At 65.6% G+C, this 21,731-nt stretch carries 21 protein-coding genes and 1 pseudogene; 8 read left to right on the top strand and 14 right to left on the bottom strand.

The features are described 5' to 3' along the window. Nucleotides 1-37 precede the first annotated feature (37 nt). Both ACOQOU_RS03945 and ACOQOU_RS03940 read right to left on the bottom strand, forming a co-directional pair. Nucleotides 38-715: a cobalt-precorrin-6A reductase gene (locus ACOQOU_RS03945; protein WP_306025794.1), complete on the bottom strand. Its 678-nt coding sequence runs from the start codon at nt 713-715 to the stop codon at nt 38-40. Continuing rightward, a complete protein-coding gene (locus tag ACOQOU_RS03940) occupies nt 712-1,842 on the bottom strand; it encodes a cobalt-precorrin-5B (C(1))-methyltransferase (RefSeq protein ID WP_375565637.1) in 1,131 nt (376 codons plus the stop codon). The genes ACOQOU_RS03945 and ACOQOU_RS03940 overlap by 4 nt, the downstream gene beginning before the upstream one ends. Nucleotides 1,843-1,900: 58 nt before the next feature. Here ACOQOU_RS03940 and cobA point away from each other — a divergent pair, with 58 nt between their 5' ends. From cobA to cbiB, 4 genes are read left to right on the top strand one after another with little or no spacing between them, the layout of a single operon-like run. Next, the gene (cobA, locus tag ACOQOU_RS03935; RefSeq protein ID WP_306025795.1) at nt 1,901-2,764 is read left to right on the top strand and encodes a uroporphyrinogen-III C-methyltransferase; all 864 of its coding nucleotides are present in this window, start codon (nt 1,901-1,903) and stop codon (nt 2,762-2,764) included. Further along, nucleotides 2,761-4,050: a cobyrinate a,c-diamide synthase gene (locus tag ACOQOU_RS03930; protein ID WP_306025796.1), complete on the top strand. Its 1,290-nt coding sequence runs from the start codon at nt 2,761-2,763 to the stop codon at nt 4,048-4,050. Before cobA ends, ACOQOU_RS03930 begins: the two co-directional genes overlap by 4 nt. Then, nucleotides 4,050-5,054, top strand: a complete 1,005-nt coding sequence (gene cobD, locus ACOQOU_RS03925; protein WP_109766300.1) for a threonine-phosphate decarboxylase CobD — start codon at nt 4,050-4,052, stop codon at nt 5,052-5,054. Before ACOQOU_RS03930 ends, cobD begins: the two co-directional genes overlap by 1 nt. An 18-nt stretch (nt 5,055-5,072) precedes the next feature. After that, complete coding sequence (cbiB, locus tag ACOQOU_RS03920; RefSeq protein WP_306025797.1) at nt 5,073-6,035, top strand: adenosylcobinamide-phosphate synthase CbiB; 963 nt, start codon at nt 5,073-5,075, stop codon at nt 6,033-6,035. Between the two features lie 89 nt (nt 6,036-6,124). On the opposite strand, the gene ACOQOU_RS03915 is transcribed toward cbiB, so the two are convergent. From ACOQOU_RS03915 to ACOQOU_RS03895, 5 genes are all read right to left on the bottom strand, one after another. After that, a complete protein-coding gene (locus tag ACOQOU_RS03915; RefSeq protein WP_306025798.1) occupies nt 6,125-7,825 on the bottom strand; it encodes an ABC transporter ATP-binding protein in 1,701 nt (566 codons plus the stop codon). Continuing rightward, nucleotides 7,822-8,694: an ABC transporter permease gene (locus ACOQOU_RS03910; RefSeq protein ID WP_109766297.1), complete on the bottom strand. Its 873-nt coding sequence runs from the start codon at nt 8,692-8,694 to the stop codon at nt 7,822-7,824. Before ACOQOU_RS03910 ends, ACOQOU_RS03915 begins: the two co-directional genes overlap by 4 nt. Then, on the bottom strand, nt 8,691-9,635 hold the full coding sequence (locus tag ACOQOU_RS03905; protein ID WP_306025799.1) for an ABC transporter permease: 945 nt from the start codon (nt 9,633-9,635) through the stop codon (nt 8,691-8,693). Before ACOQOU_RS03905 ends, ACOQOU_RS03910 begins: the two co-directional genes overlap by 4 nt. 59 nt (nt 9,636-9,694) lie before the next feature. Then, nucleotides 9,695-10,465 carry a hypothetical protein gene (locus ACOQOU_RS03900; protein WP_306025800.1) on the bottom strand — a complete coding sequence of 257 codons (771 nt, stop codon included), beginning with the start codon at nt 10,463-10,465 and terminating at the stop codon, nt 9,695-9,697. 425 nt (nt 10,466-10,890) lie between these two features. Continuing rightward, on the bottom strand, nt 10,891-11,388 hold the full coding sequence (locus ACOQOU_RS03895; protein ID WP_306025801.1) for a hypothetical protein: 498 nt from the start codon (nt 11,386-11,388) through the stop codon (nt 10,891-10,893). Between the two features lie 33 nt (nt 11,389-11,421). On the opposite strand from ACOQOU_RS03895, the gene ACOQOU_RS03890 reads away from it, so the two are divergent. After that, nucleotides 11,422-11,940, top strand: coding sequence for a TrmH family RNA methyltransferase (locus tag ACOQOU_RS03890; protein WP_109766293.1), 519 nt, complete (start codon nt 11,422-11,424; stop codon nt 11,938-11,940). A 76-nt stretch (nt 11,941-12,016) separates the two neighbouring features. On the opposite strand, the gene ACOQOU_RS03885 is transcribed toward ACOQOU_RS03890, so the two are convergent. Then, a complete protein-coding gene (locus tag ACOQOU_RS03885) occupies nt 12,017-12,166 on the bottom strand; it encodes a hypothetical protein (RefSeq protein ID WP_306051476.1) in 150 nt (49 codons plus the stop codon). Between the two features lie 175 nt (nt 12,167-12,341). On the opposite strand from ACOQOU_RS03885, the gene ACOQOU_RS03880 reads away from it, so the two are divergent. Then, complete coding sequence (locus tag ACOQOU_RS03880; protein WP_306025803.1) at nt 12,342-13,520, top strand: hypothetical protein; 1,179 nt, start codon at nt 12,342-12,344, stop codon at nt 13,518-13,520. A 120-nt stretch (nt 13,521-13,640) separates the two neighbouring features. Then, complete coding sequence (locus ACOQOU_RS03875) at nt 13,641-14,774, top strand: hypothetical protein (protein WP_109766290.1); 1,134 nt, start codon at nt 13,641-13,643, stop codon at nt 14,772-14,774. A gap of 334 nt (nt 14,775-15,108) precedes the next feature. On the opposite strand, the gene ACOQOU_RS03870 is transcribed toward ACOQOU_RS03875, so the two are convergent. The 4 genes and pseudogenes from ACOQOU_RS03870 to ACOQOU_RS03855 all read right to left on the bottom strand — a co-directional run bounded on the left by ACOQOU_RS03870 (nt 15,109) and on the right by ACOQOU_RS03855 (nt 19,037). Further along, the gene (locus ACOQOU_RS03870; protein WP_306025804.1) at nt 15,109-15,564 is read right to left on the bottom strand and encodes a GNAT family N-acetyltransferase; all 456 of its coding nucleotides are present in this window, start codon (nt 15,562-15,564) and stop codon (nt 15,109-15,111) included. 164 nt (nt 15,565-15,728) lie between these two features. Further along, nucleotides 15,729-15,920: pseudogene (locus tag ACOQOU_RS03865) on the bottom strand (cupin domain-containing protein); the annotation flags it as partial. Between the two features lie 328 nt (nt 15,921-16,248). Further along, the gene (locus ACOQOU_RS03860; protein WP_109766289.1) at nt 16,249-17,724 is read right to left on the bottom strand and encodes an ABC transporter substrate-binding protein; all 1,476 of its coding nucleotides are present in this window, start codon (nt 17,722-17,724) and stop codon (nt 16,249-16,251) included. Between the two features lie 32 nt (nt 17,725-17,756). Next, nucleotides 17,757-19,037: an acetylornithine deacetylase/succinyl-diaminopimelate desuccinylase family protein gene (locus ACOQOU_RS03855; protein WP_306025805.1), complete on the bottom strand. Its 1,281-nt coding sequence runs from the start codon at nt 19,035-19,037 to the stop codon at nt 17,757-17,759. Nucleotides 19,038-19,244: 207 nt separating this feature from the next. Between ACOQOU_RS03855 and ACOQOU_RS03850 the strand changes: the two genes are divergently transcribed. Then, nucleotides 19,245-19,673, top strand: a complete 429-nt coding sequence (locus ACOQOU_RS03850) for a L,D-transpeptidase (RefSeq protein WP_306025806.1) — start codon at nt 19,245-19,247, stop codon at nt 19,671-19,673. Nucleotides 19,674-19,710: 37 nt separating this feature from the next. On the opposite strand, the gene ACOQOU_RS03845 is transcribed toward ACOQOU_RS03850, so the two are convergent. Together ACOQOU_RS03845 and ACOQOU_RS03840 are read right to left on the bottom strand one after the other, a co-directional pair. Then, nucleotides 19,711-20,667, bottom strand: a complete 957-nt coding sequence (locus tag ACOQOU_RS03845) for a lipid A biosynthesis lauroyl acyltransferase (protein ID WP_109766287.1) — start codon at nt 20,665-20,667, stop codon at nt 19,711-19,713. Nucleotides 20,668-20,676: 9 nt separating this feature from the next. Then, entirely contained in the window at nt 20,677-21,708 is a 1,032-nt protein-coding gene (locus ACOQOU_RS03840) for a zinc-binding dehydrogenase (protein WP_109766286.1), read from the bottom strand. Between the last annotated feature and the right edge of the window lie 23 nt (nt 21,709-21,731).

The raw sequence follows: 21,731 nt of genomic DNA, 5'->3' as shown, positions 1-21,731 counted from the left end.
TTCAGCCTTGCCCACGGCGCGGTGATCGCCTGCCCGATCAGGCCGGGCGGGCAATCATGATGACGGGAATGCCGATCGTGCGTGCGGCTTCGATCTTGCCATAGGCGCCGTCGCCGCCCGAATTGCGGCAGACGATGCAGGTGATGGCATGGTCCCGGAGCACACGCTCCTCCTCGGCGGCCGGGCCCGGCTTGCCGGTGACGATCGTGTGGCTGGCAAGCGGCAGCGGCGATGCGGGCGGGTCGATCATGCGCACGATGAAGTGGACATCGCGCCGCGCCTCGAACGGCGCGAGATGCTGGCTGCCGAGTGCCAGAAAGACGCGCGCGCCGGGCGGGATCGCTGCGGCTGCGTCGGCTTCCGAAGCGACCTCCCGCCAGTCGTCACCGGGCTGCCGGTCCCATGGCGGACGCGTGTGGACATCCAGCTTCACGCCGGCAAGCGCTGCGGCTTCGGCCGCGTTCGCCGAGATCTGCCGCGCATAGGGATGGGTCGCGTCGATCATCCGCGTGATCCGTTCGCGCCGCAGGAAGTCGGCGAGGCCGGCGATGCCGCCAAATCCGCCGGTGCGTATCTCTCCGGCGACCGGCGCGGACTCGGCCGTCCGGCCGGCCAGTGAGGTGACGACCCGCCAGTCCGGATGGGCGTCGACGAGTCGTCTGGCCAGCGTCGCCGCCTCTCTGGTGCCGCCCAGAATGAGGACAGTTTCGGTCACGAAAACCCCGTGCGGGCGATGATCGCACCCGTGCGGTCGACGATGACGATCTCGGCCTGGACGGGCGCGCCGCGCAGCGTGTCCATGACCGTTGCCAAGGCCAGGCCGGCCACGTCCGCCGCGATATCGATTTTCGTATCGCTCATGATTTCAACCACTTGCGCTGCGGTGTTGGCGGATAGAATCCGCGCCTTCATGTCCTGATTCAAGCCGTTTCCGGCAAGATCGGCTAGGAAAGCCATGTCCACCTGGCTGCGCGCGGAATGCAGGTCGAGTGCGCCCTGGGCGAGTTTGGTGATCTTGGCGAAGCCGCCGGCTATCGTCAGTTTCGGCACCGGGTGTGCCCGCAGATATTTGATCAGTCCGCCGGCGAAATCGCCCATGTCGAGAAGCGCGATCTGAGGCAGATTGTAGAGCGCCTGAGCGGCAGCCTCCGAGGTGGAGCCGGTCGAGCCGAGCACGTGGTCGAGCCCGGCCGCGCGCGCCACGTCGATTCCGCGATGGATGGAGTGAATCCATGCCGCGCAGGAAAAGGGGTGGACGATTCCCGTCGTGCCGAGGATCGATATGCCGCCAACGATGCCAAGGCGCGGGTTCCACGTCCGTTCGGCAATCGCGGCGCCATCGGGCACACAGATCGTCACGGCAATGTCGGGCGCAATGCCATGTTCGGCGCACACCTCGCCAATGATTTCGGCCATCATCCGGCGCGGCACGGGGTTTATCGCCGCTTGCCCCGGCCCGATGGGCAGGCCCGGCTTTGTCACGGTGCCCACACCGTCGCCGGCATGAAAGGTTATGCCGCTTTCCGGCTCGCCCCATCCGACCCGCGCGATCACCATGGCGCCATGGGTCACGTCCGGATCATCGCCCGCGTCCTTGACGATACCGGCTTCGGCGAAGCCGTCGCCGCGCTTTTCATGCGCGAGCGCAAAGGCGGGCGTTTCGCCCTTGGGCAGGGTGATCGTCACCGGATCGGGGAACGCGTCCGTCAGCAGCGCGGTCAGCGCGGCCTTGGCGGCGGCGGTGGCGCAGGCGCCCGTCGTCCATCCGCGCCTCAGCGGGCCGCCGGGCTTGCGCGCTCCGGCGTCGGGCTCGGCCTGAGATGGTGGCGTGGCGCTCATCACTGCCTTATAGGTGAGGGGTGACGCGACATGAAGATGACTTGAAGATGACGTGCCGCCGATGACCGAACCCATCGCACCCAAGAGCATTTGGCCCGAGACGGCACCGGACTTCGTGCCCGGCCATGTCTGGCTCGTGGGCGCGGGGCCCGGCGATCCGGGTCTTTTGACGCTGCATGCGGCGCACGCGCTGGGGAATGCCGATGTGATCGTCCATGACGCGCTGGTCGATCCGCGATGCCTCGAACTGGCACGGCCGGGCGCAACGCTCGAATATGCGGGAAAACGCGGCGGCAAGCCGTCCGCCAAACAGCGCGACATCTCGCTTCGCCTCGTCGAACTGGCCCGCTCGGGCAAGCGTGTACTGCGGCTGAAGGGCGGCGACCCGTTCGTTTTCGGGCGCGGCGGGGAAGAGGCGCTGACGCTGGCCGCCCATGACGTGCCGTTCCGCATCGTGCCGGGCGTAACGGCGGGCATCGGTGGCCTCGCCTATGCCGGCATTCCGGCGACCCATCGCGACACCAACCATGCCGTCACCTTCCTCACGGGCCATGATTCGGGCGGCGTCATGCCCGATGCGATCGATTGGCACCATGTCGCCAAGGGGGCTCCGGTGATCGTCATGTACATGGCAATGAAGCATATCGGCGCGATCGCCGGGCGGCTGATCGCCGAGGGCCGTGCGCCCAATGAACCGGTCGCCTTTGTCTGTAACGCGGCGACCGACCGGCAGCAGGTCCTGGAGACGACGCTTGGGCGCGCCGAAGCCGATGTCGCCGAATCCGGGCTCCAGCCGCCGGCGATCGTCGTTGTCGGCGAAGTGGTGCGCCTTCGTTCCGGGCTCGACTGGCTGGGCGCCTTGTCGTCGGGCCGGGTGCTCGATCCCGACCCGCTCGGCGCGCGCCGCCGGGACGAAACCGGATGAACGGATTTCTCGTCGCCGCGCCCCATTCGGGCAGCGGCAAGACGGTGGTCACGCTCGGACTTTTGCGGGCGCTGCGCGATGCGGGCCATGCGCTGGCGCCAGCCAAGGCCGGACCGGACTATATCGATCCGGCCTTCCATGCGGCGGCGAGCGGCGAGGCTTGCATCAATCTCGACCCCTGGGCGATGCGGCCGGACCTGTTGCGGGCGCTGGCGCCGGACCACGGCGCTGACAGGCTTCTGGTCACCGAGGCGATGATGGGTCTATTCGACGGCGCGGCAGATGGAACCGGAAGCGCGGCCGATCTCGCCGCCCTTCTGGGCCTTTCGATCGTCTTCGTCGTCGATGCCTCGCGCATGGCCCAATCAATTGCAGCGCTGGTGTCCGGCTACCGCAGCCATCGCAAGGATGTTGATTTTGCTGGTGTCATCCTCAACCGGGTCGGCAGCGCCCGGCACGAGGCCATGCTGCGCGCCGCGCTCGACCCGCTCGGTGTCCCCGTGCTCGGCGTGGTGCCCGGCGACACGGCGCTCGCTCTTCCCGAGCGCCATCTCGGTCTCGTGCAGGCCGGCGAGCATGCGGCGCTCGAAGCCTTCATCGCCCATGCCGGCACCGTGATGGCACGCGGCTGCGATCTGGAGGCGCTGGCCGCAATGGGCCTTCGACGGGCTTCAGGCAAGGCGTCCGTTCCGCGCCTGCCGCCTCTTGGTCAACGCATGGCGATTGCCCGCGATATCGCCTTTGCCTTTTGCTATCCGCATTTGCTCGAGGGATGGCGCGGGCAGGGGGCAGAGCTTTCCTTCTTCTCCCCGCTGGCCGACGAAGCGCCGGCATCCGATGCGGACGCGGTGTTTCTGCCGGGCGGTTATCCCGAACTGCATCCGGAGACGATCGCCGGCGCAACGCGGTTCAAGACGGGCATGAAGGCCGCGCGTGACCGGAACGCTGCGATCTATGGCGAGTGCGGCGGATACATGGTTCTCGGCGAAGGGCTGACCGGTGCCGATGGCGTCCGCCATGCCATGCTTGGTCTGTTGCCGGTCGAGACCAGCTTTGCCACCCGCACGCGCCATCTGGGCTACCGCCGGCTCGATCCGATGGCCGGGGCGCCCTGGCCGATGCCGCTGACCGCGCACGAGTTCCACTACGCAACCGTCACGCGCGAGGGCGACGCCGAAGCGCTTTTTGCGGTGCGCGATGCGCAGGGCGCCGATCTGGGGCATTATGGGCGCCGAGTCGGCACCGTGTCCGGGTCCTGGTGCCACGTGATCGACAGGGTTGAGTGATGTCTCGTCCTCCGCGTCATGGCGGGTCGCTCGATCGTGCCGTCGCCGAATTTGGCGGCGCGCATGCCGACTGGCTCGATCTGTCGACCGGCATCAATCCCGTTCCATGGCCGGTGCCGCCCATTCCGGCCGAAATATGGGAACGGCTGCCCGAGCACAGTCTCGAGGATTATTGCCTCGATGCGGCGCGCGCCTATTACAGCGTGCCCGAGGGCGCCGCGATCGTTGCAGCGCCGGGCACGCAGGCGATCATCCAGCGGCTTGGCGATCTCATCGGGACCAACCGGCGCATCGGTATCGTCACGCCAACCTACGGCGAGTATGACTGGTGCCTCGCAACGCCCGACCGGGTGGTCGGGACGGTCCGCGCGATCCCGGCCTATGAGGACGGCTATGACGGGGTCGTCTTCGGCAATCCGAACAATCCCGACGGCGCACGACACGCCGGCGAGACCGACCGCACGGCGGTGGCCGCTCTTCTGGCCCACAGCGGCACGGTGATCGTCGACGAGGCGTTCGCCGATGTGGCGCCTGAAGCGTCCTATGTGCCCGATACGGGAAACGATGGGCTGATCGTGCTGCGCTCGTTCGGCAAGTTCTTTGGCCTTGCCGGCATCAGGCTCGGCTTCGCCATCGGCCCGCCGGGCGACATGGCGCGGCTGCGCCGCCTGCTCGGCCCATGGGCGGTGCCCGGACCGGCGCTTTTTGTTGGCGGCCGCGCGCTGCGCGACATCGCCTGGATCGCCGAGACCCGCACGCGGCTGATGCGCGACCGGCAGCGGCTGACCGGGCTGCTCGAACGGCACGGTTTTGCGATTGCAGGCCATACCGACCTGTTCGTGCTCGCCGTTCATGACCGCGCGCCGGGCATTGCCGCGGCACTCGCCCGGGCACGCATCTGGGTGCGATCTTTCGACAAGGATGCCGCCTGGCTGCGCTTCGGCCTGCCGGGAGACGATGCGGCGTTCGCGCGGCTCGAAAAGGCGCTTGCGCAGGCGGTCTGATCGGCCCATCACGCGGGAATGGCCGAAACGCTCGTCATCCTGTTTGCCGCGCTGATCCTCGATCGCCTCATCGGCGATCCGGACTGGCTGTGGCGCCGCGTGCCGCATCCCGTGGTCTTTTTCGGAAAGCTGATCGGGTGGGCCGATACCCGCTTCAACGATAATGGCGCATCGGAAACACGGCGTGAGAAAAACGGGTTTGCGACGATCGCCGTGCTGATGATCGGCGCGATCGTTGCCGGAACGTTTCTCGGCGATCTGTTCGACGCGCTGGGCGGCGCTGGTTTTGTGCTCGAAGCGGTGCTGGTGGCGGTTTTCTTAGCGCAGAAGTCGCTGGCCGATCATGTGGGTGCGGTGGCGCAAGGTCTGCGCGCCGGCGGCATCGATGGCGGGCGGCGCGCGGTGTCGATGATCGTCGGGCGCGATCCCGAAACGCTGGACGAAGCGGGCATTTGCCGCGCTGCGGTCGAGAGCCTCGCCGAAAACGCATCCGACGGGGTCGTCGCGCCGGCCTTCTGGTATGCCGTGTTCGGCCTGCCCGGCCTTCTGGCGTACAAGATGCTGAACACCGCCGACTCGATGATCGGCCACAAAACCGATCGTCATCGCGCCTTCGGCCGCGCGTCGGCACGGTTGGACGATTTCGCCAACTGGCTGCCGGCACGGCTGACGGCGCTGCTGATCGTCGCAGCCGGCGGATTGGACCGGTGGCGGGACCGCATCCGCACCGTCATGCGCGATGCGCGGCTGCACCGTTCGCCCAATGCCGGGTGGCCTGAAAGTGCCATGGCAGCCGTGAGCGGCCTCGCGCTTGGCGGACCGCGCGTTTACCGCGGCGATATGGCCGATGAGCCTTTCATGAATGACGAGGGGCGCAAGGACACCGGGCCGGATGACATCGACGCGGCGCTCGGTGTCTTCTGGCGGGCGATGACGGTGCTGGCGGTTGTGGCCGGAGTGTTGGCGGTCTTGGCGGGGTGAGAGGCGTTCCACCTCCCCCTTGAGGGGAGGGTCGGAGAGGCGAGCGAAGCGAAGCTGATCCGGGTGGGGATTATCGATGCCCACCACCGTTACCCCCCACCCGGCTTTGCCTCGCGGGGCTCAGCAGTCGCCGACCTCCCCTCAAGGGGGAGGTGAAGCATTGTGTTTCCAATCCGCGCCTCGATCGCCCTGTTCAGATCCGGCGCCGCGGCCACCAGCCTTTGCGCCGCTTCGGTCTGCGGATTGTCGAGCACATCGCTCGTCGTGCCGCGTTCGACGATCCGGCCATGATCCATCACCATCACCTCGTGCGTGATCGCGCGGGCGACGGTCAGATCGTGGGTGATGAAGAGGTAGGCGAGACCGAGTTCATCGTTGAGCTTGGCGAAGAGATCGAGGATCTGCGCGCGGATCGACACATCGAGTGCCGAGACAGGCTCGTCGCAAACAACCAGCTTGGGCCGGGTGATGATGGCGCGGGCGATGGCGAGACGCTGGCGCTGTCCGCCGGAAAATTCATGCGGATAGCGGCGCATGGCATCGGCCGGCATGCCCACCTCTTCCAGCGCGAATGCGATGCGCTCGCGCCGCTCCGTACGGCTCAAGGGCTTTTCTTCCAGATGCAGCGGCTCGGCAACCAGCCGCTCGACGGTCTGGCGCGGGTTGAAGGAGCCGTAAGGGTCCTGAAAGACCACCTGCATTTCGCGCCGGGCCAGCGCCATCTGCGCATCGTGATCGTCGAGCGCCGAGGTTTCCATGCCGTCGAAGCTGATTCTGCCGCTGGTCGGCTTGTCGAGCGCCAGGACGATGCGCGCGAGGGTGGATTTGCCGCATCCTGACTGGCCGACAAGCCCGACAGAGCGCCCGGGCGGGACCGAAAAGGAGACATTGTCGACGGCACGGAACGGCTCGCCGCGCGAGAACAGTCCCGTGCGCGGGCCGGGATAATCTCTGACGAGGTTCTGCACCTCGAGAAGGCCCCAATGGTCCGCCGGTTTCGTGCGGCCAGCCCATTGCGGCACATGCGCCGATGCTTCGGCCAGTTGTTGCGTATAAGGGTGTTTTTGCTGACGCAGCACGCCGACCGCGTGGCCGGCCTCCTGCACCTCGCCACGGCGCAATATGGTGATGTCGTCGGCCATGCCGGCAACGACGCCCAGATCGTGGCTTATCAGCACAAGACCCATGCCGTCCTCGGCGACCAGTTCGCGCAAAAGGTCGAGGATCTGCGCCTGCAGCACCACGTCCAGAGCGGTGGTCGGCTCGTCGGCGATCAGGAGTTTGGGCCGCAGCGCACAGGCGATGGCGATGACAACGCGCTGTCTCTGTCCGCCGGACAGTTCGTGCGGATAGCGGTCGAGCGGAAAACGCGCGCGCGGCAAGCCGACCCGCTCGAGCATGTGCGCGGCGCGAGCCTCCGCGTCCGGCCGGTTGGCGCCGGTGTGCCACCGGATGCCCTCGGCGACCTGCTCGCCGATCTTCTTGACCGGGTTGAGCGCCGTCATCGGCTCCTGGAACACCATGCCGATATCGTCGCCCCGCAGCGCGCACATGCGCTTCTCGGTCGCCGTCAGCAGATCCTCGTCGCCAAAGCGCAGCGTGCCTGCGGCGTCCGCGCCATGGGGCAGAAGCCGCATCGCCGTCAGCGCGGTCATCGACTTGCCGGAGCCGCTTTCGCCGACCAGCGCATGCACCTTGCCTGCCTCGACCACCATGTCGATGCTCCTGAGGATCGGCACGCCGCCGATCGCCAGATCGAGCTTGTCGATGGTCAGGATGGGCGCCGTCATCGTTCGCGCCGCAGCTTTGGGTCGAGCACGTCGCGCAGACCGTCGCCCAGAAGGTTGAGGCCGAGCACGGTGACGATGATCGCGATGCCCGGCGCGATGGCCATTTGCGGCGCGATGGCCATCATGGTCTGCGCTTCGGCCAGCATCCGGCCCCAGCTCGTCGCCGGCGGCTGGGCGCCAAGGCCGACATAGGAGAGCCCGGCCTCGGCCAAAATACCGAGTGAAAACTGGATCGTGCCCTGCACCAGAAGCAGGTTGGCGATGTTGGGCAATATGTGTTCGGCGGTGATGCGCGCCGGACCCTTGCCGCTGGCGCGGGCGGCCAGGATGAATTCGCGCGGCCAGAGCGACAGCGCCGCGCCACGCGCGACGCGCGCGAACACCGGAATGTTGAAGATGCCGATGGCGATGATCGCGTTGACCGCGCCGGGGCCGAAGATCGCCGTGATCATGACGGCGGACAAAAGCGCGGGGAAGGCGAAGATGATGTCCGAAGTGCGCATGAAGACTTCGTCGATCCAGCCGCGCCTGGCCGCCGCCCAGCAGCCGAGCGGCACGCCGATGCCGATGCCGATGCCGACGGCGATCAGCGCAACGGCGATGGAGTTCCGGCTGCCTTCCATGATCATGGAGAAGATGTCGCGGCCGAAATGGTCGGTGCCGAACCAGTGGCTCCATGACGGCCCCTGCAGCCGGTCGGGGATCGACAGCTTGGCGACGTCATAGGGCGTCCAGATGAGAGAGACCGCGGCGATGAAGACGATGAGAAGTGTGATCGCCGCGCCCGCCTGAAACGAGCGGTTGGCCCGCGCCTTTTTCAGGAACAGGCGCCAGTCCTCATGTTCGGCGGCGACGAGATGATCGGTCATCGGCGGCGAAGCCTCGGGTCGGCCCAGGCATAGGCGAGATCGACAAGGAAGTTGACGATCACCACGGTGCCCACCAACAAGACGACGACCCCCTCGACGACGATCAGGTCGCGCTGGTTGATCGCCTGGAAGACAAGCTGGCCGAGGCCGGGCAGGAAGAAGACGTTCTCGATGATGATCGTGCCGGCGAGCAGGAAGGCGAACTGCAGGCCGAGGATGGTCAAGACCGGTATCATCGCGTTGCGCAGCGCATGGCGCCACAGGACGATGTTCGCGGGCAGGCCCTTGGCGCGGGCGGTGCGGATGTAATCCTCGGCCAGCGTCTCGAGCAGCGCCGAACGGGCGACGCGGGCGAGGATCGCCGCCTGCGGCAGCGCCAGCGCGATGGCCGGCAGGATCAGCGCCCTCAGGCCCGGCCAGAGGCCCTCGTCCCAGCCCGGAAAGCCGCCGGCGGGCACCCATTGCAGCGTCACGGCGAAGACATAGACAAGCAGCAGCGCGAACCAGAAATTGGGGATGGCGATGCCCAGCTGTGTGCCGGCCATGGCGGCGGTGTCGGCGCGTGTGCCGCGCCGGGCGGCGGTGAAGATGCCGACCGGAATGGCAATCGCCGTCGATAGGCCAAGCGCGAGCAGCGCCAGCGGCAGCGAGACGACGATGCGGTCGGCGATCAGCTCGGTCACCGGCACCGAATAGGTCAGGCTTTCGCCGAAATCGCCGCGCGCCATGCCGGAAAGCCAAGACAGATAGCGGGTCAGCACCCGCTCGTTGAGGCCCATCTGCTCGCGCAGGGCGGCGACGGCATCCTCGGTGGCGTTGAGGCCGAGCATCAGCCGCGCCGGGTCGCCGGGCACGATCTCCAGGACGAAAAACACGATGGCGCTGGCCACGAGCAGCGTGACGAGGACGATCAGCAGGCGACGCGCGGTGTAGGCGAGCATGGGCAAGGGTTAGCCCGGATCGCCGGAATGGGGAAGCGGGCGGGGCGTGAGCCGGTGGCTCAGAACGTCGTGACGGTCCGGCGTTCGAAGATGGTCGTCATGTCGGCCTGGTCGGCGGGGATGCTGAAGTCCGAGCCCGAGCCGCCGCGTCTGAGTGCATTGGCCGCCGCCTGGGCATATTCGAAGACCAGCTGGCTGAGGCGCGGCGAGCGGCCGTAGACCGGCCCGCGCGGACCGCCGCCGGCAAGCGCGATCGTGCCATCGTCGGTGCGGGTGATCGGCTGGACGTTCTGGACGGGAATGCCCGTTTCGAGATCATAAAGGGTCAGTTCGGCGACGAACTGGGCATGGTTCGGCCGCCTTTGACCATTGACGGTCACCGCGGCTCCGGTCAGCTGCTGCAGGCTCGCGCGGCTCCTGATGAACACCGACCTGACCGAGACGACGGCGCGCACCGGGCGGGTCCCGGTGAACATGGGCCGCAGCGCATCGTCGACATGGGCCCGCACGGTTTCGGCAATCGCAGCTTCAAGGGCGGATTGGCGGCCCTGCTGGTTGACCAGACCAAGGCGAGTGCCGAGCGCGCCGGCGCCGGTTCCGCCGGCGGCCTGCGCGCTGACCTGACCGTCGATGTCGGCGACCAGAAGCGGCCGCTGGGCGCCGGAGAAATCGACATCCACCTGGGCGAGCCGGATTTGCGTGAAATAGTCCGGCTGGGCCGTCACGTCCGCGGTCTGACACGCCGAGACAAAGCCAAGCAGGATGCCAAGCGCCGCAACGCGCCCAAGCGCGGCAAACCCCTCGCCGATGGTCCAGATGGTCGATCGCATGTCAGGCCGCCTTTTCAGTGTGTCCCCCGGTGGATCGACCGGACACATGAAAAGACCGTTTTGTCAAGGAATTCAGCGCTATGCGGCGGGCCGCCGGCCCCGGATCGGCCGGGCAGCCGCAGTTCCGCCCACATCCTTCATTCCATTTCCAAAATCTCGGAGAACGGTCGTCGCTTCGACGCTTGCAGGCAGGGATGAAGGGTGCGGTGCGCCCGATACACGGCACCCCGGATCACGGCCCGGCGCATGCAACGAAACCCAGAAGCAGGAACGGCCCGGAATGCCGGGATCCGACGTTTCGCCCGTCGCGGCGGCCCAACCGCTCGTCCCGTGCGCAGGCGGCGATTGTCAATTGCGGGTGCTGGTGCCGGAGCTTCGATTCCAATACCCAAACCGGGGTGCCGATGAACCGGACCGGACCGAAATCAGGATTTCTGGCCGCATGCCTCCAACGAAGCACAGATCTTTCCAGCCTCTTCCCAGATCTGCAGCGTCCGACCGCGCGTCACGTCGTGCGGCAAATCGTTGACGGCCTCTTTCAGGAACCGGATGCGTCGCTCGACTTCGATCCTGCCGGTCGGATCGCTTTGCCAGTCGGGGTAGATGTCCCGGAACAGCAGGCGTCCGGATGTGTCCACGCTGTCCAGCAGACGCGCAATGGCGGCGCCAAGCACTGACGGAGGTTCGGCGCCGCCATTGAAGTCGGTGAACATGACGGTGCCGTCGGACTTCGTCTCCGTCCGGACATAAAAACGCGGATCTCCGGGAAGTGTGGCCTTCGCCGCAAACGGATCGGAGCTGAAGATCAGTTCGTTGCGTCGGTCGGCACCAATTTCGGCGCTTGTGTCCTGCTGGGCCGATGACTTGAGTCCAAATGGCAGAACCACCATTGTGACGAAACTCCAATCGCGCGTTGCCGTCATCGACGGGACAGATAGATCAAGGTTTAATCAAATATGCGTCTTGTTCTCTGCGGTGTCCAGTCGCCCATCAATATCGGCATGATCTTGCGCTCTGCCGAGATCTACAGGGTGGCAGTGCTGATCCACGACGCTTACGGCGTGTTTTCGGACAAGGGAAAGGTGAGGACGATAAGCGACTTCGGTTGCGGTGCGCTGCAGCGTCACCCGCCAAGCATCGTGAAGACCCTCAGCGTTTCAGACCTGCGCGGCCGTCTTGTCCGTTCCGACACCGTCGCTGGCGCGCAGAGCCATCTGGCGTTCGAATGGCAGGCCGGTGACAGTCTTCTGATCGGCAACGAGTATGACGGGGTCCCGCAGGATTTGGCGGCGGCCAGCCATGCAAGCGTCACAATTCCGATGCCGCCGGGCCATTTCCCGAAGCCGGAGTCCTTCGATCCAATCGATTCCGAACGAGCCGCGCGTATTGCGCGGCAGGGCATGCCGAGCCTTAATACGGCTGTCGCCGCGTCCGCCATGATCTCGGCGGCCTATGCCAGGGGACTTCTCGGCTGACGGGGTGGCGTTCGGGCGATGGCCGGTACTGTCGGCGGCCGGTTCCGCGCCGCATCGGGCGCCGCGGCGTCCCCGATCAGATCGCCGAGCAACGATTTGTGCGCCCGGGCGCGACAGGCTCATTGATCTCGGTGCGACGGTTGAAGTCGTCGAGATAGGCCGGATTGTCCATGCGCCGCAGCATGACGACCATGCGCAGCACGACGTCTAGATCGACATGCTTCATGGGTATGACTTCGCCGGGCCCGGTCGATCGATCCCGCTCACAGCTATCCCCCGTCCGGAACTCCAAGATATCGGCCATTCTTCATCCCCTGCAGATGAAGAAAGGATGCGTTGACAACAATTAATGAAAAGTTAACTATAATTTTACTGAAGACGATTTCGTGCGGAGACGTGTTATGGCACCGGGGGCGAGCCGTAAGAAGACTTGTTTCGTCATCACGCCTTATGGCGATCCTGAGGGCACCGACGAGCAGAAGGAGCACGCCAAGGTCATCGATGGCCTCATCGAGAACGTTCTGCGGCCGGTCGAGCGGGTTTGCCTGGAAGCGGGGCTTGCCATCCAGATCGTCGAGGGCCGCGACCGGAAGCAGGAAAAGGGTATCTGGAACAAGATCGGCAGCGATATCGAATCCGCCGAGACCGTGATCGCGGTGATCTATACATCCAGCCCGAACGCCTATCTGGAACTGGGCCTTGCCTACGGGCTGTGGATGAGCCCCATTTTGATCGTGCTCGACGGCGCCGAAAAGCCCTCCGATCTGAAAGACATCGAACATGTCGCGGTGAGCCGCGCCGAAGCCCTGCGCGAGGACGGGGCGGATCCGACGCCCAAGTCGAAAGAGATCGCCGAACGGATCGTCGGCATCAATCGGCGTGGCCGGCGCAGCAAGCCCGATTTCCTGCCCGAGACCACCACCTCCTACGGATCGATCAGGACCTATGACCGCTTCTCGAAAGCGATCGAGATGTCGGACTGGTCGTACATGATGAACGAGGCCGAAAAACACCTTGTCCTGGTTTTGCCGAAAGGGATGAAGATCAGAACGCGGAAGTTCTCCGACCGGCATGGCGCTCCGGCCCATATCGATGAAATCATCACCGAGAAAGTTCTCGGGGACGGCGTTGACGTTACGGTGGTGACCAATCACCCCGATCGGATCAGCGATCAGTATCTGAAGATGGAAGGATATGCCTCCATCGACGATTTTCGCGATGAACTCGCCCGCTCGTTCCGGGCCTGGAACACGCTCCGCGAGGGTATCGAAGAGCAGCAGCGTCTGGCGGAGCGACGAGGGTTCAAACCCTCGGGGTCGTTCCGCCTGATCCGCTCCGAGCAGCGCCAGCTCCCCTTTCGCGCGACGCTGACAGAGAGGCGGCTGCTGCTCACGATGCGGTTCAGTCAGGAACCTCTGGACTCCCACCACTGCATCGATGCCCCTGCCAGGAGCGCGGAGGACGATTACGACATACCGGTCTATCAGCTGGTCAGCCAGGAGATCGACCGTCTGGTCAGAAACAATGTCGAGCAGTCGGAACGGGACTTCGAGGAATGGCTGACGGGGCGCGCCGCTTGATTTTTTGCCGTCCTCGCAGGGACTTGCCAGGTTCGCAACCCTTCCGTTGCGGAATCGGCGGCGGAACCTGTTGCGCTTGGCTGTCCCGAGCAGGCGATCCTTTGCGCGCTTCGAGTTGACATGGCCGAGACCCAGCCCGACGAAACCGGCTTCGTGCGCAATCCGCTGGCGCAATGGAAGAATGACGACCTGCTGCTCGATGAGGAGACGCGCAACCAGGTCAGGAAGGACCGTCCGCGTGCCTTCCCGATTGTCGATTGGCCCGAGATGCGGACGCTCTTCAAGGAGATCGATCAAGACGCGATCGCAGCCAAGAGAAAGGTCCGCAGCCAGGGGGTTCTCGCTGTCTGGATCGCCACGTCCGGCCTTGTGCTCGCAGCGTTTGCCACCTGGCTCGCGGCGCCGGGCAGCGCTGCGGCTGTCCTTTTTGGTATCGTGTCCACCCTGTTGCTGGTCGGTGGAGTGTGCCTCGGCCTTCTGCCTCTGCTTTTTGGCCGAGACCGCAGCGATTGGCTCGTCACCCGGCTCAAGGCTGAACGGCTGCGCCAACTTCACTTCCAGTTCATCCTCGGAAATCTCGAACTTGCCGTCCGTGCCATGACCGATCCGGCCGCGCTTGAGGAACTGCACGCCAAGCGCGCCGAAGCGCTGAAGAGTTTCGCCGATCGGCTGAACCCCAAATCCCCGGCCGCGCTTTTCGATGTGCTGCGCGACAGCACCGCACAGCATGTCTGGCAGGATGCGCGCTGGTCGGCTGCTCCGCCCTCCGGCAAGGCCCTTCCCGCATCGGAGATCGGCGAACTTCTTGACGCCCTGCGGCGCCTGCGTTTCGGCGTTCAGCGGCACTATGCGATCATTGCGGTCCAGGAGCATTTCAACGCGCCCGGTGTGCGCTCGACCTGGCTGCATCGCGGCGCGGACGCGTTGACCGTAGCGATGCTGATCGCCTCGCTTCTGCTTGCGCTGTCGCTGCTGTTCGGCCTTGAAGGCTGGGACCGCGCGTTGATCGCATTGGCAGCTTCCTGCGCGGCTGGCGTTGCGGCATTTCGCACGCTCGAAGAAGGTCTTCGGTATGGCGACGATGCGTTGCGCATGGCCTGGTATCTTGCCGCCATCGACGCGCTCGAGGCCGATTACGACCGCCTGCAGGCTTCCGGCCGCATTCGCCTGCACCGGGAACTGGAAGCGCTGGCCTATCGCGAGATGCGCGAGTTCCTGACGTCGCATCATCGCGCCCGCTTCGTCCTGCAATAAATTCATACGCGGCCGCCAAACCGCCGTCGGCGTCGCGCCCTGTCGTGACATGCGGATTGGCTGGTTCCGCCGCGCGCGCCGAAGGTAGTCGCTATCCGGCGTTCCGATGGGCGCGGTGGAGGGAGTATGGGGGAGGGGCGAGGCGGTTGGATAAGTTTCTGCGGTTCGAATGTCCGCTTAGAACCCGCACCTGCCAAATGCTGCATATCGCATGAACATCAGCTTTCGCGGAACATCGCTGGCGGGCGAGGTGCGCAGGTGCCGATGGAACGCTCGCCACATCTGTTCCGAATCTCGGAAGCGGCTGGCCAACGCCATGGCTTTTATACTGCGCTCATGCCCCATCCTCGCTCGATAGCGGTTTGATCCGATAGACGAGGAAGCCGGTGTTCCGCGCGACCCGGTCGTAGAGCCGGCGTGCCACCTCGTTGCTTTCGTGGGTATGCCAATACACGTCGGCTACACCCTCGGCGAGGCAGTGATCGCATACCGCTTCGATGAGGCGACGTGCAACCCCGGTGCCCCGCGCCTCCGTACAGGTGTATAGATCCTGCATGTAGCAGGTGAGCTCGCGTTGGATCAGATTGGGATGGAGCACGACGTGAGCCAGCCCGACTGGGATGTTATCTTTCAGGGCGAGCAGTCCATGGACGGGCTCGGTATCGTCGAGCAGGCGCGTCCAAGTGGCGTCGACAATTGCGGGCTCCAATGATGTCTCGCCCTTACGGCCGTAGAAGGCGTTGTAGTCGGCCCATAGATCTTCCCATCGCCGGCGATCGGCGGTCTCCAAGTTCCGAACCTTGATCTCGGCTGACGAACCGCGCCTTGTCGTCCCGCTCGATCTTTTCATGTCCATCCCCAACCGCCCATCTCGCTCGACTTCTCACTGCACGTCCCGCCGATTATGGCCGACGAAAACGGACCTTCGGGCTCTTAGCTGGATATGTGCCTCGATTAGATGCGTGGCTTCGGCGCTGGTTCGCGTTCGGAATCGCCGGAGTTCGGCTCGCCTTTCGGCTCAATCAGAAGAACCTTGACTTCCTCGTTTGCTCTCGGTCGATGTACAACACCCTTCGGAACAATGAAAAGCTCGCCCGCTTACACAGTGCGCGGTGCTTCTCCCTCGATGTCCATCTCCATCTCGCCTGGATTACGTCCGTCTCATCGGGAGAAATCCGATATCACCCCTGGGACGCATAGAAGTAAGTCGTGCACGAACCAGGCTTCCCGGTCTTGAACGATCGCGTGCGCGGGATTGGGTTCGTGGTGCCCCGTGGAAGGCAGGGATCCAGCGCATCGAACCGCATCTTTTCGGTGAGCCCTACGCTCCACACCGTCACGACGCTTGCCCCACCCTCGCGTCGATGGATAACTTCTCAGAAGCGGCCATTGAGATGCGTTCCATCCACGTCAGCTCCGTCCGCAGAGCGGTCGGTCGACCAACGGGGTCAGGCGTCAGTGACGACAAGCCCCCTCACTCCGTCCACCTGACCCCGGTCACATCGTTGGCCTGGACCGGCGAATTCTCCCACATGCCTTCCAGCTTTGCGTCCCAGATGCCGTTCTTGGCGAGTTGGAAGAGGAAGCCGTTGACCGCGTCTTCGGCCAAAATCTGCTGGGCCTGGCGGAAGAGCTCATAGCGGGCGTCTTCGCCGGCGGTCACCGACAGCTCTTCGATCACGGCGTTGAAGTCGGGGTTTTCGTACTGGAAGTAGTAATCGTCGCGCGCGTAGATGCCGATATCGTTGGGCTCGGTGTGCGAGACGATGGTCAGGTCGTAATCCTTGTTGGTGAAGACCTGTTCGAGCCACTGCGCCCATTCGACCGGCTCGATTTCCAGGTCGATGCCCACTTCGCGCAGTTGCGCGGCGATGATCTCGCCGCCGCGGCGCGCATAGGAGGGCGGCGGCAGTTTCAGCGTGCCGGTGATGCCGTCGCCATGGCCTGCTTCGGCGAGAAGTTCGCGGGCGCGGTCGGGATCGTAGGGATAGGTTTCCGACAGTTCGACATAGGCCGGGTGGTGCGGGGCGAAATGCGAGCCGATCGGGGTGCCAAGGCCGAACATGGCGCCGTCGATGATCGCCTGCCGGTCGATCGCGTGGGCGATCGCCTGGCGCACGCGGACATCGTCGAAGGGCGGCTTGGCGTTGTTGGTCGACAGGATGGTTTCGCCCTCGGTCGAGCCGATGGCGACCGTGAAGCGCGGATCGGCCTCGAACACGGGGATCGATTCGGGCGCCGGCAGGTTCGGATAGGCCTGCACGTCGCCGGCCAGAAGCGCGGCTGTGGCGGCGGCCGGGTCGGGGATGAAACGGAAGGTCACTTCGGTCAGCGCGGGCGCATCGCCCCAATAGGCGTCGTTGCGCTGGAGCGTGACGGCGGCGCCCTTTTGCCATTCGACGAAGGTGAACGGGCCGGTGCCGACGGGGTTTTCCTTGTTGGTCTCGGCGCTTTCGGGCGCGACGATCACCGCATCGCCCCAGCCCATATTGTAGAGGAAATCGCCGGCGGGCCGTGACAGCGTCACTTCGACCGTCAGTTCGTCCATCTGGGCTACGCTTTCGATGGCGTCGAACAGGCCCTTCTGGGCGTTGACGGAGTCCTCGCCACGCGCCCTGTCGAGCGAGAAGACCACGTCTCCGGCGTCGAGCGCGGTGCCGTCATGGAAGGTGACGCCTTCGCGCAGCTCGAACGTGTAGGTTAGCCCGTCGTCGGAGATGATCCAGTTTTCCGCAAGGCCCGGTTGCACGGCGCCGTCGCGGCCGATGCGTGTCAGTCCCTCGAAGACGTTGGCATAGACCACCTCGTCGATCGCCGCGGCTGCGCCGGCGGTCGGGTCGAGATGGGGCGGCTCGAGCACCACGCCGATGGTCAGGTCCGTGCGCTCGGCATGGGCCGAAACGGTCATGGCGAAGGCGGCCGTGGCGGCCAGGGCGAAACGTGCGATCATGGCGGAATGCCTCCCGTGAAATCCGTCGTCAGTTAAGCAGGTTCGGCGGCCCCTGTCAGCAAACCATGGATTGCGCCGGCCATCACATGGGCGCTTTGCACCATGTCGTTTATGCCGATCCATTCGTCGGGCTGGTGGGCGAGGTCCAAAATGCCGGGGCCATAGGCGATGCAGTCGTGCAGATGGCCGATGCGGGCAATGTGCTTCTGGTCGTATGTGCCCGGTGAGATGACGTAATCGGGCGCGCGGCCGAATTCGGCCTCGATGGCTGCGGCGACGGCTGTGACGACCGGCGCGTCGCGTTCGGTCATGGTCGGCAGCACCTCCATCACATCGCGGATGGCATAGGCGAAGCCGGGCCGCTCACGCGTGAGCCGGTCGAGGATGGCGACCACTTCCGCCTTCACATCGTCGAGGCTTTCCTCGAGCAGGAAGCGGCGGTCGATGGTCATGGCGCAGCGGTCGGGCACGTTGGGAGAGGGCAGACCGGTATAGTCGTCGGTCTGCCCGCCATGGATGGCATTGATGTTGAGGGTGGAGGCGCGGGCGCCATCGGGCACGACGCGCATGTCGGTGCGCCGGGCGGCGAGCGCCGGAAACAGGTCGTGCTCGAAGGCGGCGAGCACCGCGCCCATGTGGCGCACGGCGCAATCGCCCAGAAAGGGCATGGAACCGTGCGCGATGCGGCCATGGGTTTCGATCTCCGCCCACCAGACGCCCCGGTGGCCCAGGCAGATGCGGTCCTTGTTGAGCGGCTCGGGGATGATGACGTGGTCGACGCGCGGGCGCGAGAACAGGCCCTGTTTGGCCAGATGGCCGACGCCGGCATAGCCGCCCGATTCCTCGTCGACCGTGCCGGAAATCTCGATGGCGCCGGAATAGTCCGGAAAGGTTTCGATGAAGGCGTCGGCGGCGATGATGGAGGTGGCGAGACCGCCCTTCATGTCGCAGGTGCCGCGCCCGAACACCTTGCCGTCCCGGATCACGCCTTCGAACGGATCGACGGACCAGCCATGGCCGGCCTCGACGACATCGATATGGGAGTTGAAATGGACGGTCTTGCCGGGCGCGCGGCCTTCGCGCCGGGCGATGACATTGACGCGCGGAAAGCGGTCGGTGTGGCCCGGCTCGCCCTCGGCGACGATCAGCCGTGTCTCATAGCCGGACCGATGCAGGCGCTTTGCGATGAACTCGGCGCATGGCCCGTAGGCATCGCCCGGCGGGTTGACGGTGGGGAAGCGGACAAGTGCCTGCGTCAGCGCGACGACCTCGTCGCGCCGGTCCTCGACGGCCTTGCGCAGATGCTCGGACATGGCCGGCATAGTGCGCGCGCCCGGCTGTTTTGCAAGCGATTTTCGGGGTTTGGCCCCTTTGTGCGGCGGCGCCGTCTGTGCGCCCGCGCACAGACCGCCATTAAGACTAACGGCAGAAGGATGGCGGGCGGACTTTGACGCCTGCCGGCGTTGGCAGTACGCTGAGGCCGGTTCTTTTAGTTTTGCGTTCATTCGGGGGCGAGGCCGATGAAACAGTTTCTTCTGATCTTTGCGCTGGCGGTCGCCATCGCGTTTCCGACGGCGGGCGATGCGGTTGCCGCAAGACTGATTGCCGATGTCGACATTTCCAGTCAGACCATGACGGTGCGCAAGGATGGCCGCGTACTCTACCGATGGCCGGTTTCCACCGCCCGTCCGGGCAAGGTGACGCCGATCGGCACGTTCCGGCCGCAGCGCATGCACCGCAAATGGCGTTCGACCATTTACGGGTCGAACATGCCGTATTCGATCTTCTTCCGCGGGCCCTACGCGATCCATGGCACCGGCGCGGTGTCGCGGCTTGGCCGTCCGGCCTCGGCCGGTTGCGTGCGGCTGCACACAGCCAATGCCAAGCGTCTTTACGACCTGACACGCCAGGTCGGGCCGAGCAACATGCGGGTGCGCATCCGCCACTGAGCGATGGGTCGACGGCGGCGCCTTCCGGGCGCCGTTTTCAGTTGCGGGATCGGGGATCGGCCAGCGTCTTGGGATCCCAGCGCCGGTGCATCCACATCCACTGGTCGGGGTACTCCCGCACCCAGCGCTCGACCACATCGTTGAGCACCTGCGTCGATCCATCCAGATCGATCTTGCCGTCGCCGTCGCGCGGCAGTTCGATCGCTTCTTCCAGTTCCAGCCGGAAGCGGTTGCCGGGCAGGCGCACGCAGCGCGCCGGATGGACCGGACAGTCGAACTGGCGCACCAGCTTGGGCAGCAGCGGATTGGTGCGCACGGGCTGTCCGAAAAAGGTGCCGAGCCGGCCGCGGTGGAACTTCTGGTCGACCAGCACGCCGACCGACCTGCCGTCCGACAGTGCGCGGGCGAGTCCGGCGGCGGCGCCTGTCTTGGACGGTACGAGCTGGCCCATCGTCGTCTTGCGCGCCGCCAGCACGCGCTTTGCCACGTAGGGATTGTTGGGCGGGCGGAACAGGGCGGTCACCTCGAGATCGAAGGTCGCCGCGCAGATGGGCAGCAGTTCGAAATTGCCGGTATGGCCGGTGAAGAAGATCACCGGCTTTCCGGCCTCGTGAAGGCGAATGAAGATGTCCTTGCCGCGCACCTCGATGCGGCCGTCCTGGTCGGCATCGGGGTCGAAATCGAAAAGCTTGTCCAATACGACATATTCGGCCACCTGGCGGCCCATATTGCCCCACATGCGCCGGGCGATGGCGCGGCGCTCGTCGCCGGACAGTTCCGGCATCGCCTTGTCCAGATTGTCGAGGACCACCCGCTGGCGCGGCAGCAGCGGACCGACCCGCGAAAGCAGGGCCGCCAGCGCGTTTATCGCGGCATCGGCCGGCAGCAGTTTCAGGACGGCCAGAATGGCAAAGGTCAGATGGGCTTCGAGCCAGTAGCGCGCGCGCTTGGCCCGCTGGGTCAGCTTCAGCAGTCGGACCTGGGCGGGCGTCATGGCCGTCGCTCAGCCATCCATCCGCAGAACGATCTTGCCGAAGACGTCGCGCGTCTCCATGCGCGCCAGCGCCGCGTCGATGCCGTCGAAGCCGACCTCGGTGTCGATCACGGGCGCGGCCAGCCCGCGCGCCATCTTCTCCATGGCGTCGGCCATGTTGGCCATCGTGCAGCCGAACGAGCCGATCAGCCGCAATTGCTGCTGGAACAGCATCATCAGATTGGTCGGCGCTGAAACGCCGGAGGTCGAGCCGCAGGTGACGAGCCGCCCGCCGCGTTTGAGCGACAGCATGGAGCCGGCCCAGGTGTCGGCGCCAACATGCTCGAAGACGACATCGACGCCGCGCTTCTTAGTCAGCTTGCGGACGGCGCCCTCGAACCGGTCCTCGCGATAGTTGATCACATGGTCGGCGCCGAGCGCCTTGGCCGGTTCGATCTTGGCGTCGGAGCCGACGGTGGTGATGACCGTGCAGCCATGGCTTTTGGCAAGCTGGATGGCGGCGGAGCCGATGCCCGAGCCGCCAGCATGGACGAGGATCGTCTCGCCCGGTTCCAGCTTTGCGTTGTCGAACAGCATGTGTTCGACCGTGCCGAAGGTGATCGGCGCGAGCGCCGCACCGACGGCATCGACGCCGGGCGGGGCGGGCACGCAGTTGCGCGCCGGCATGGTGACGATCTCGGCGGCAAAGCCGTCCAGATGAAAGCCGTGCACGCCGCCGACATGCTCGCACAGATTGTCCCGGCCCTGCCGGCAGGCGCGGCAAAGGCCGCAGGTCCGCGCGCCGAAGATGGAGACGAGCTGACCGGGCAGAAGGTTGGAGACGCCGGCGCCGACCGCATCGACGACCGCGCTCGCCTCCGCGCCGATCGTCAGCGGCAGTTTGCGCTTGGCGAACGCCATGCCGCGCCAGCCCCACACATCGATATGGTTCAGCGCGACGGCCTGCACGCGCAGGCGGACCTCGCCCTGGCCGGGGGGCGGCGGCGGGCCGATGGTGACACGTTCGACTTTCCGGTCTTCAACGAGCTGAAGCGCGCGCATGCAGGATCCTTGCCGGACGGATT

The organism is Oceaniradius stylonematis (genome assembly GCF_965223445.1).
GTDB lineage: Bacteria > Pseudomonadota > Alphaproteobacteria > Rhizobiales > Rhizobiaceae > Roseitalea > Roseitalea stylonematis.
The sequence above is the reverse complement of the archived record's forward strand: the minus strand, read 5'-3'. Positions and strand labels throughout refer to the sequence as shown.

Coding starts and splice junctions, on each gene's coding strand:
- cobA (WP_306025795.1), top strand. CDS start 1,901: ATGACCGAACCCATCGCACCCAAGAGCATTTGGCCCGAGACGGCACCG.
- ACOQOU_RS03930 (WP_306025796.1), top strand. CDS start 2,761: ATGAACGGATTTCTCGTCGCCGCGCCCCATTCGGGCAGCGGCAAGACG.
- cobD (WP_109766300.1), top strand. CDS start 4,050: ATGTCTCGTCCTCCGCGTCATGGCGGGTCGCTCGATCGTGCCGTCGCC.
- cbiB (WP_306025797.1), top strand. CDS start 5,073: ATGGCCGAAACGCTCGTCATCCTGTTTGCCGCGCTGATCCTCGATCGC.
- ACOQOU_RS03915 (WP_306025798.1), bottom strand. CDS start 7,825: ATGACGGCGCCCATCCTGACCATCGACAAGCTCGATCTGGCGATCGGC.
- ACOQOU_RS03910 (WP_109766297.1), bottom strand. CDS start 8,694: ATGACCGATCATCTCGTCGCCGCCGAACATGAGGACTGGCGCCTGTTC.
- ACOQOU_RS03905 (WP_306025799.1), bottom strand. CDS start 9,635: ATGCTCGCCTACACCGCGCGTCGCCTGCTGATCGTCCTCGTCACGCTG.
- ACOQOU_RS03900 (WP_306025800.1), bottom strand. CDS start 10,465: ATGCGATCGACCATCTGGACCATCGGCGAGGGGTTTGCCGCGCTTGGG.
- ACOQOU_RS03895 (WP_306025801.1), bottom strand. CDS start 11,388: ATGACGGCAACGCGCGATTGGAGTTTCGTCACAATGGTGGTTCTGCCA.
- ACOQOU_RS03890 (WP_109766293.1), top strand. CDS start 11,422: ATGCGTCTTGTTCTCTGCGGTGTCCAGTCGCCCATCAATATCGGCATG.
- ACOQOU_RS03885 (WP_306051476.1), bottom strand. CDS start 12,166: ATGAAGCATGTCGATCTAGACGTCGTGCTGCGCATGGTCGTCATGCTG.
- ACOQOU_RS03880 (WP_306025803.1), top strand. CDS start 12,342: ATGGCACCGGGGGCGAGCCGTAAGAAGACTTGTTTCGTCATCACGCCT.
- ACOQOU_RS03875 (WP_109766290.1), top strand. CDS start 13,641: ATGGCCGAGACCCAGCCCGACGAAACCGGCTTCGTGCGCAATCCGCTG.
- ACOQOU_RS03860 (WP_109766289.1), bottom strand. CDS start 17,724: ATGATCGCACGTTTCGCCCTGGCCGCCACGGCCGCCTTCGCCATGACC.
- ACOQOU_RS03855 (WP_306025805.1), bottom strand. CDS start 19,037: ATGTCCGAGCATCTGCGCAAGGCCGTCGAGGACCGGCGCGACGAGGTC.
- ACOQOU_RS03850 (WP_306025806.1), top strand. CDS start 19,245: ATGAAACAGTTTCTTCTGATCTTTGCGCTGGCGGTCGCCATCGCGTTT.
- ACOQOU_RS03845 (WP_109766287.1), bottom strand. CDS start 20,667: ATGACGCCCGCCCAGGTCCGACTGCTGAAGCTGACCCAGCGGGCCAAG.
- ACOQOU_RS03840 (WP_109766286.1), bottom strand. CDS start 21,708: ATGCGCGCGCTTCAGCTCGTTGAAGACCGGAAAGTCGAACGTGTCACC.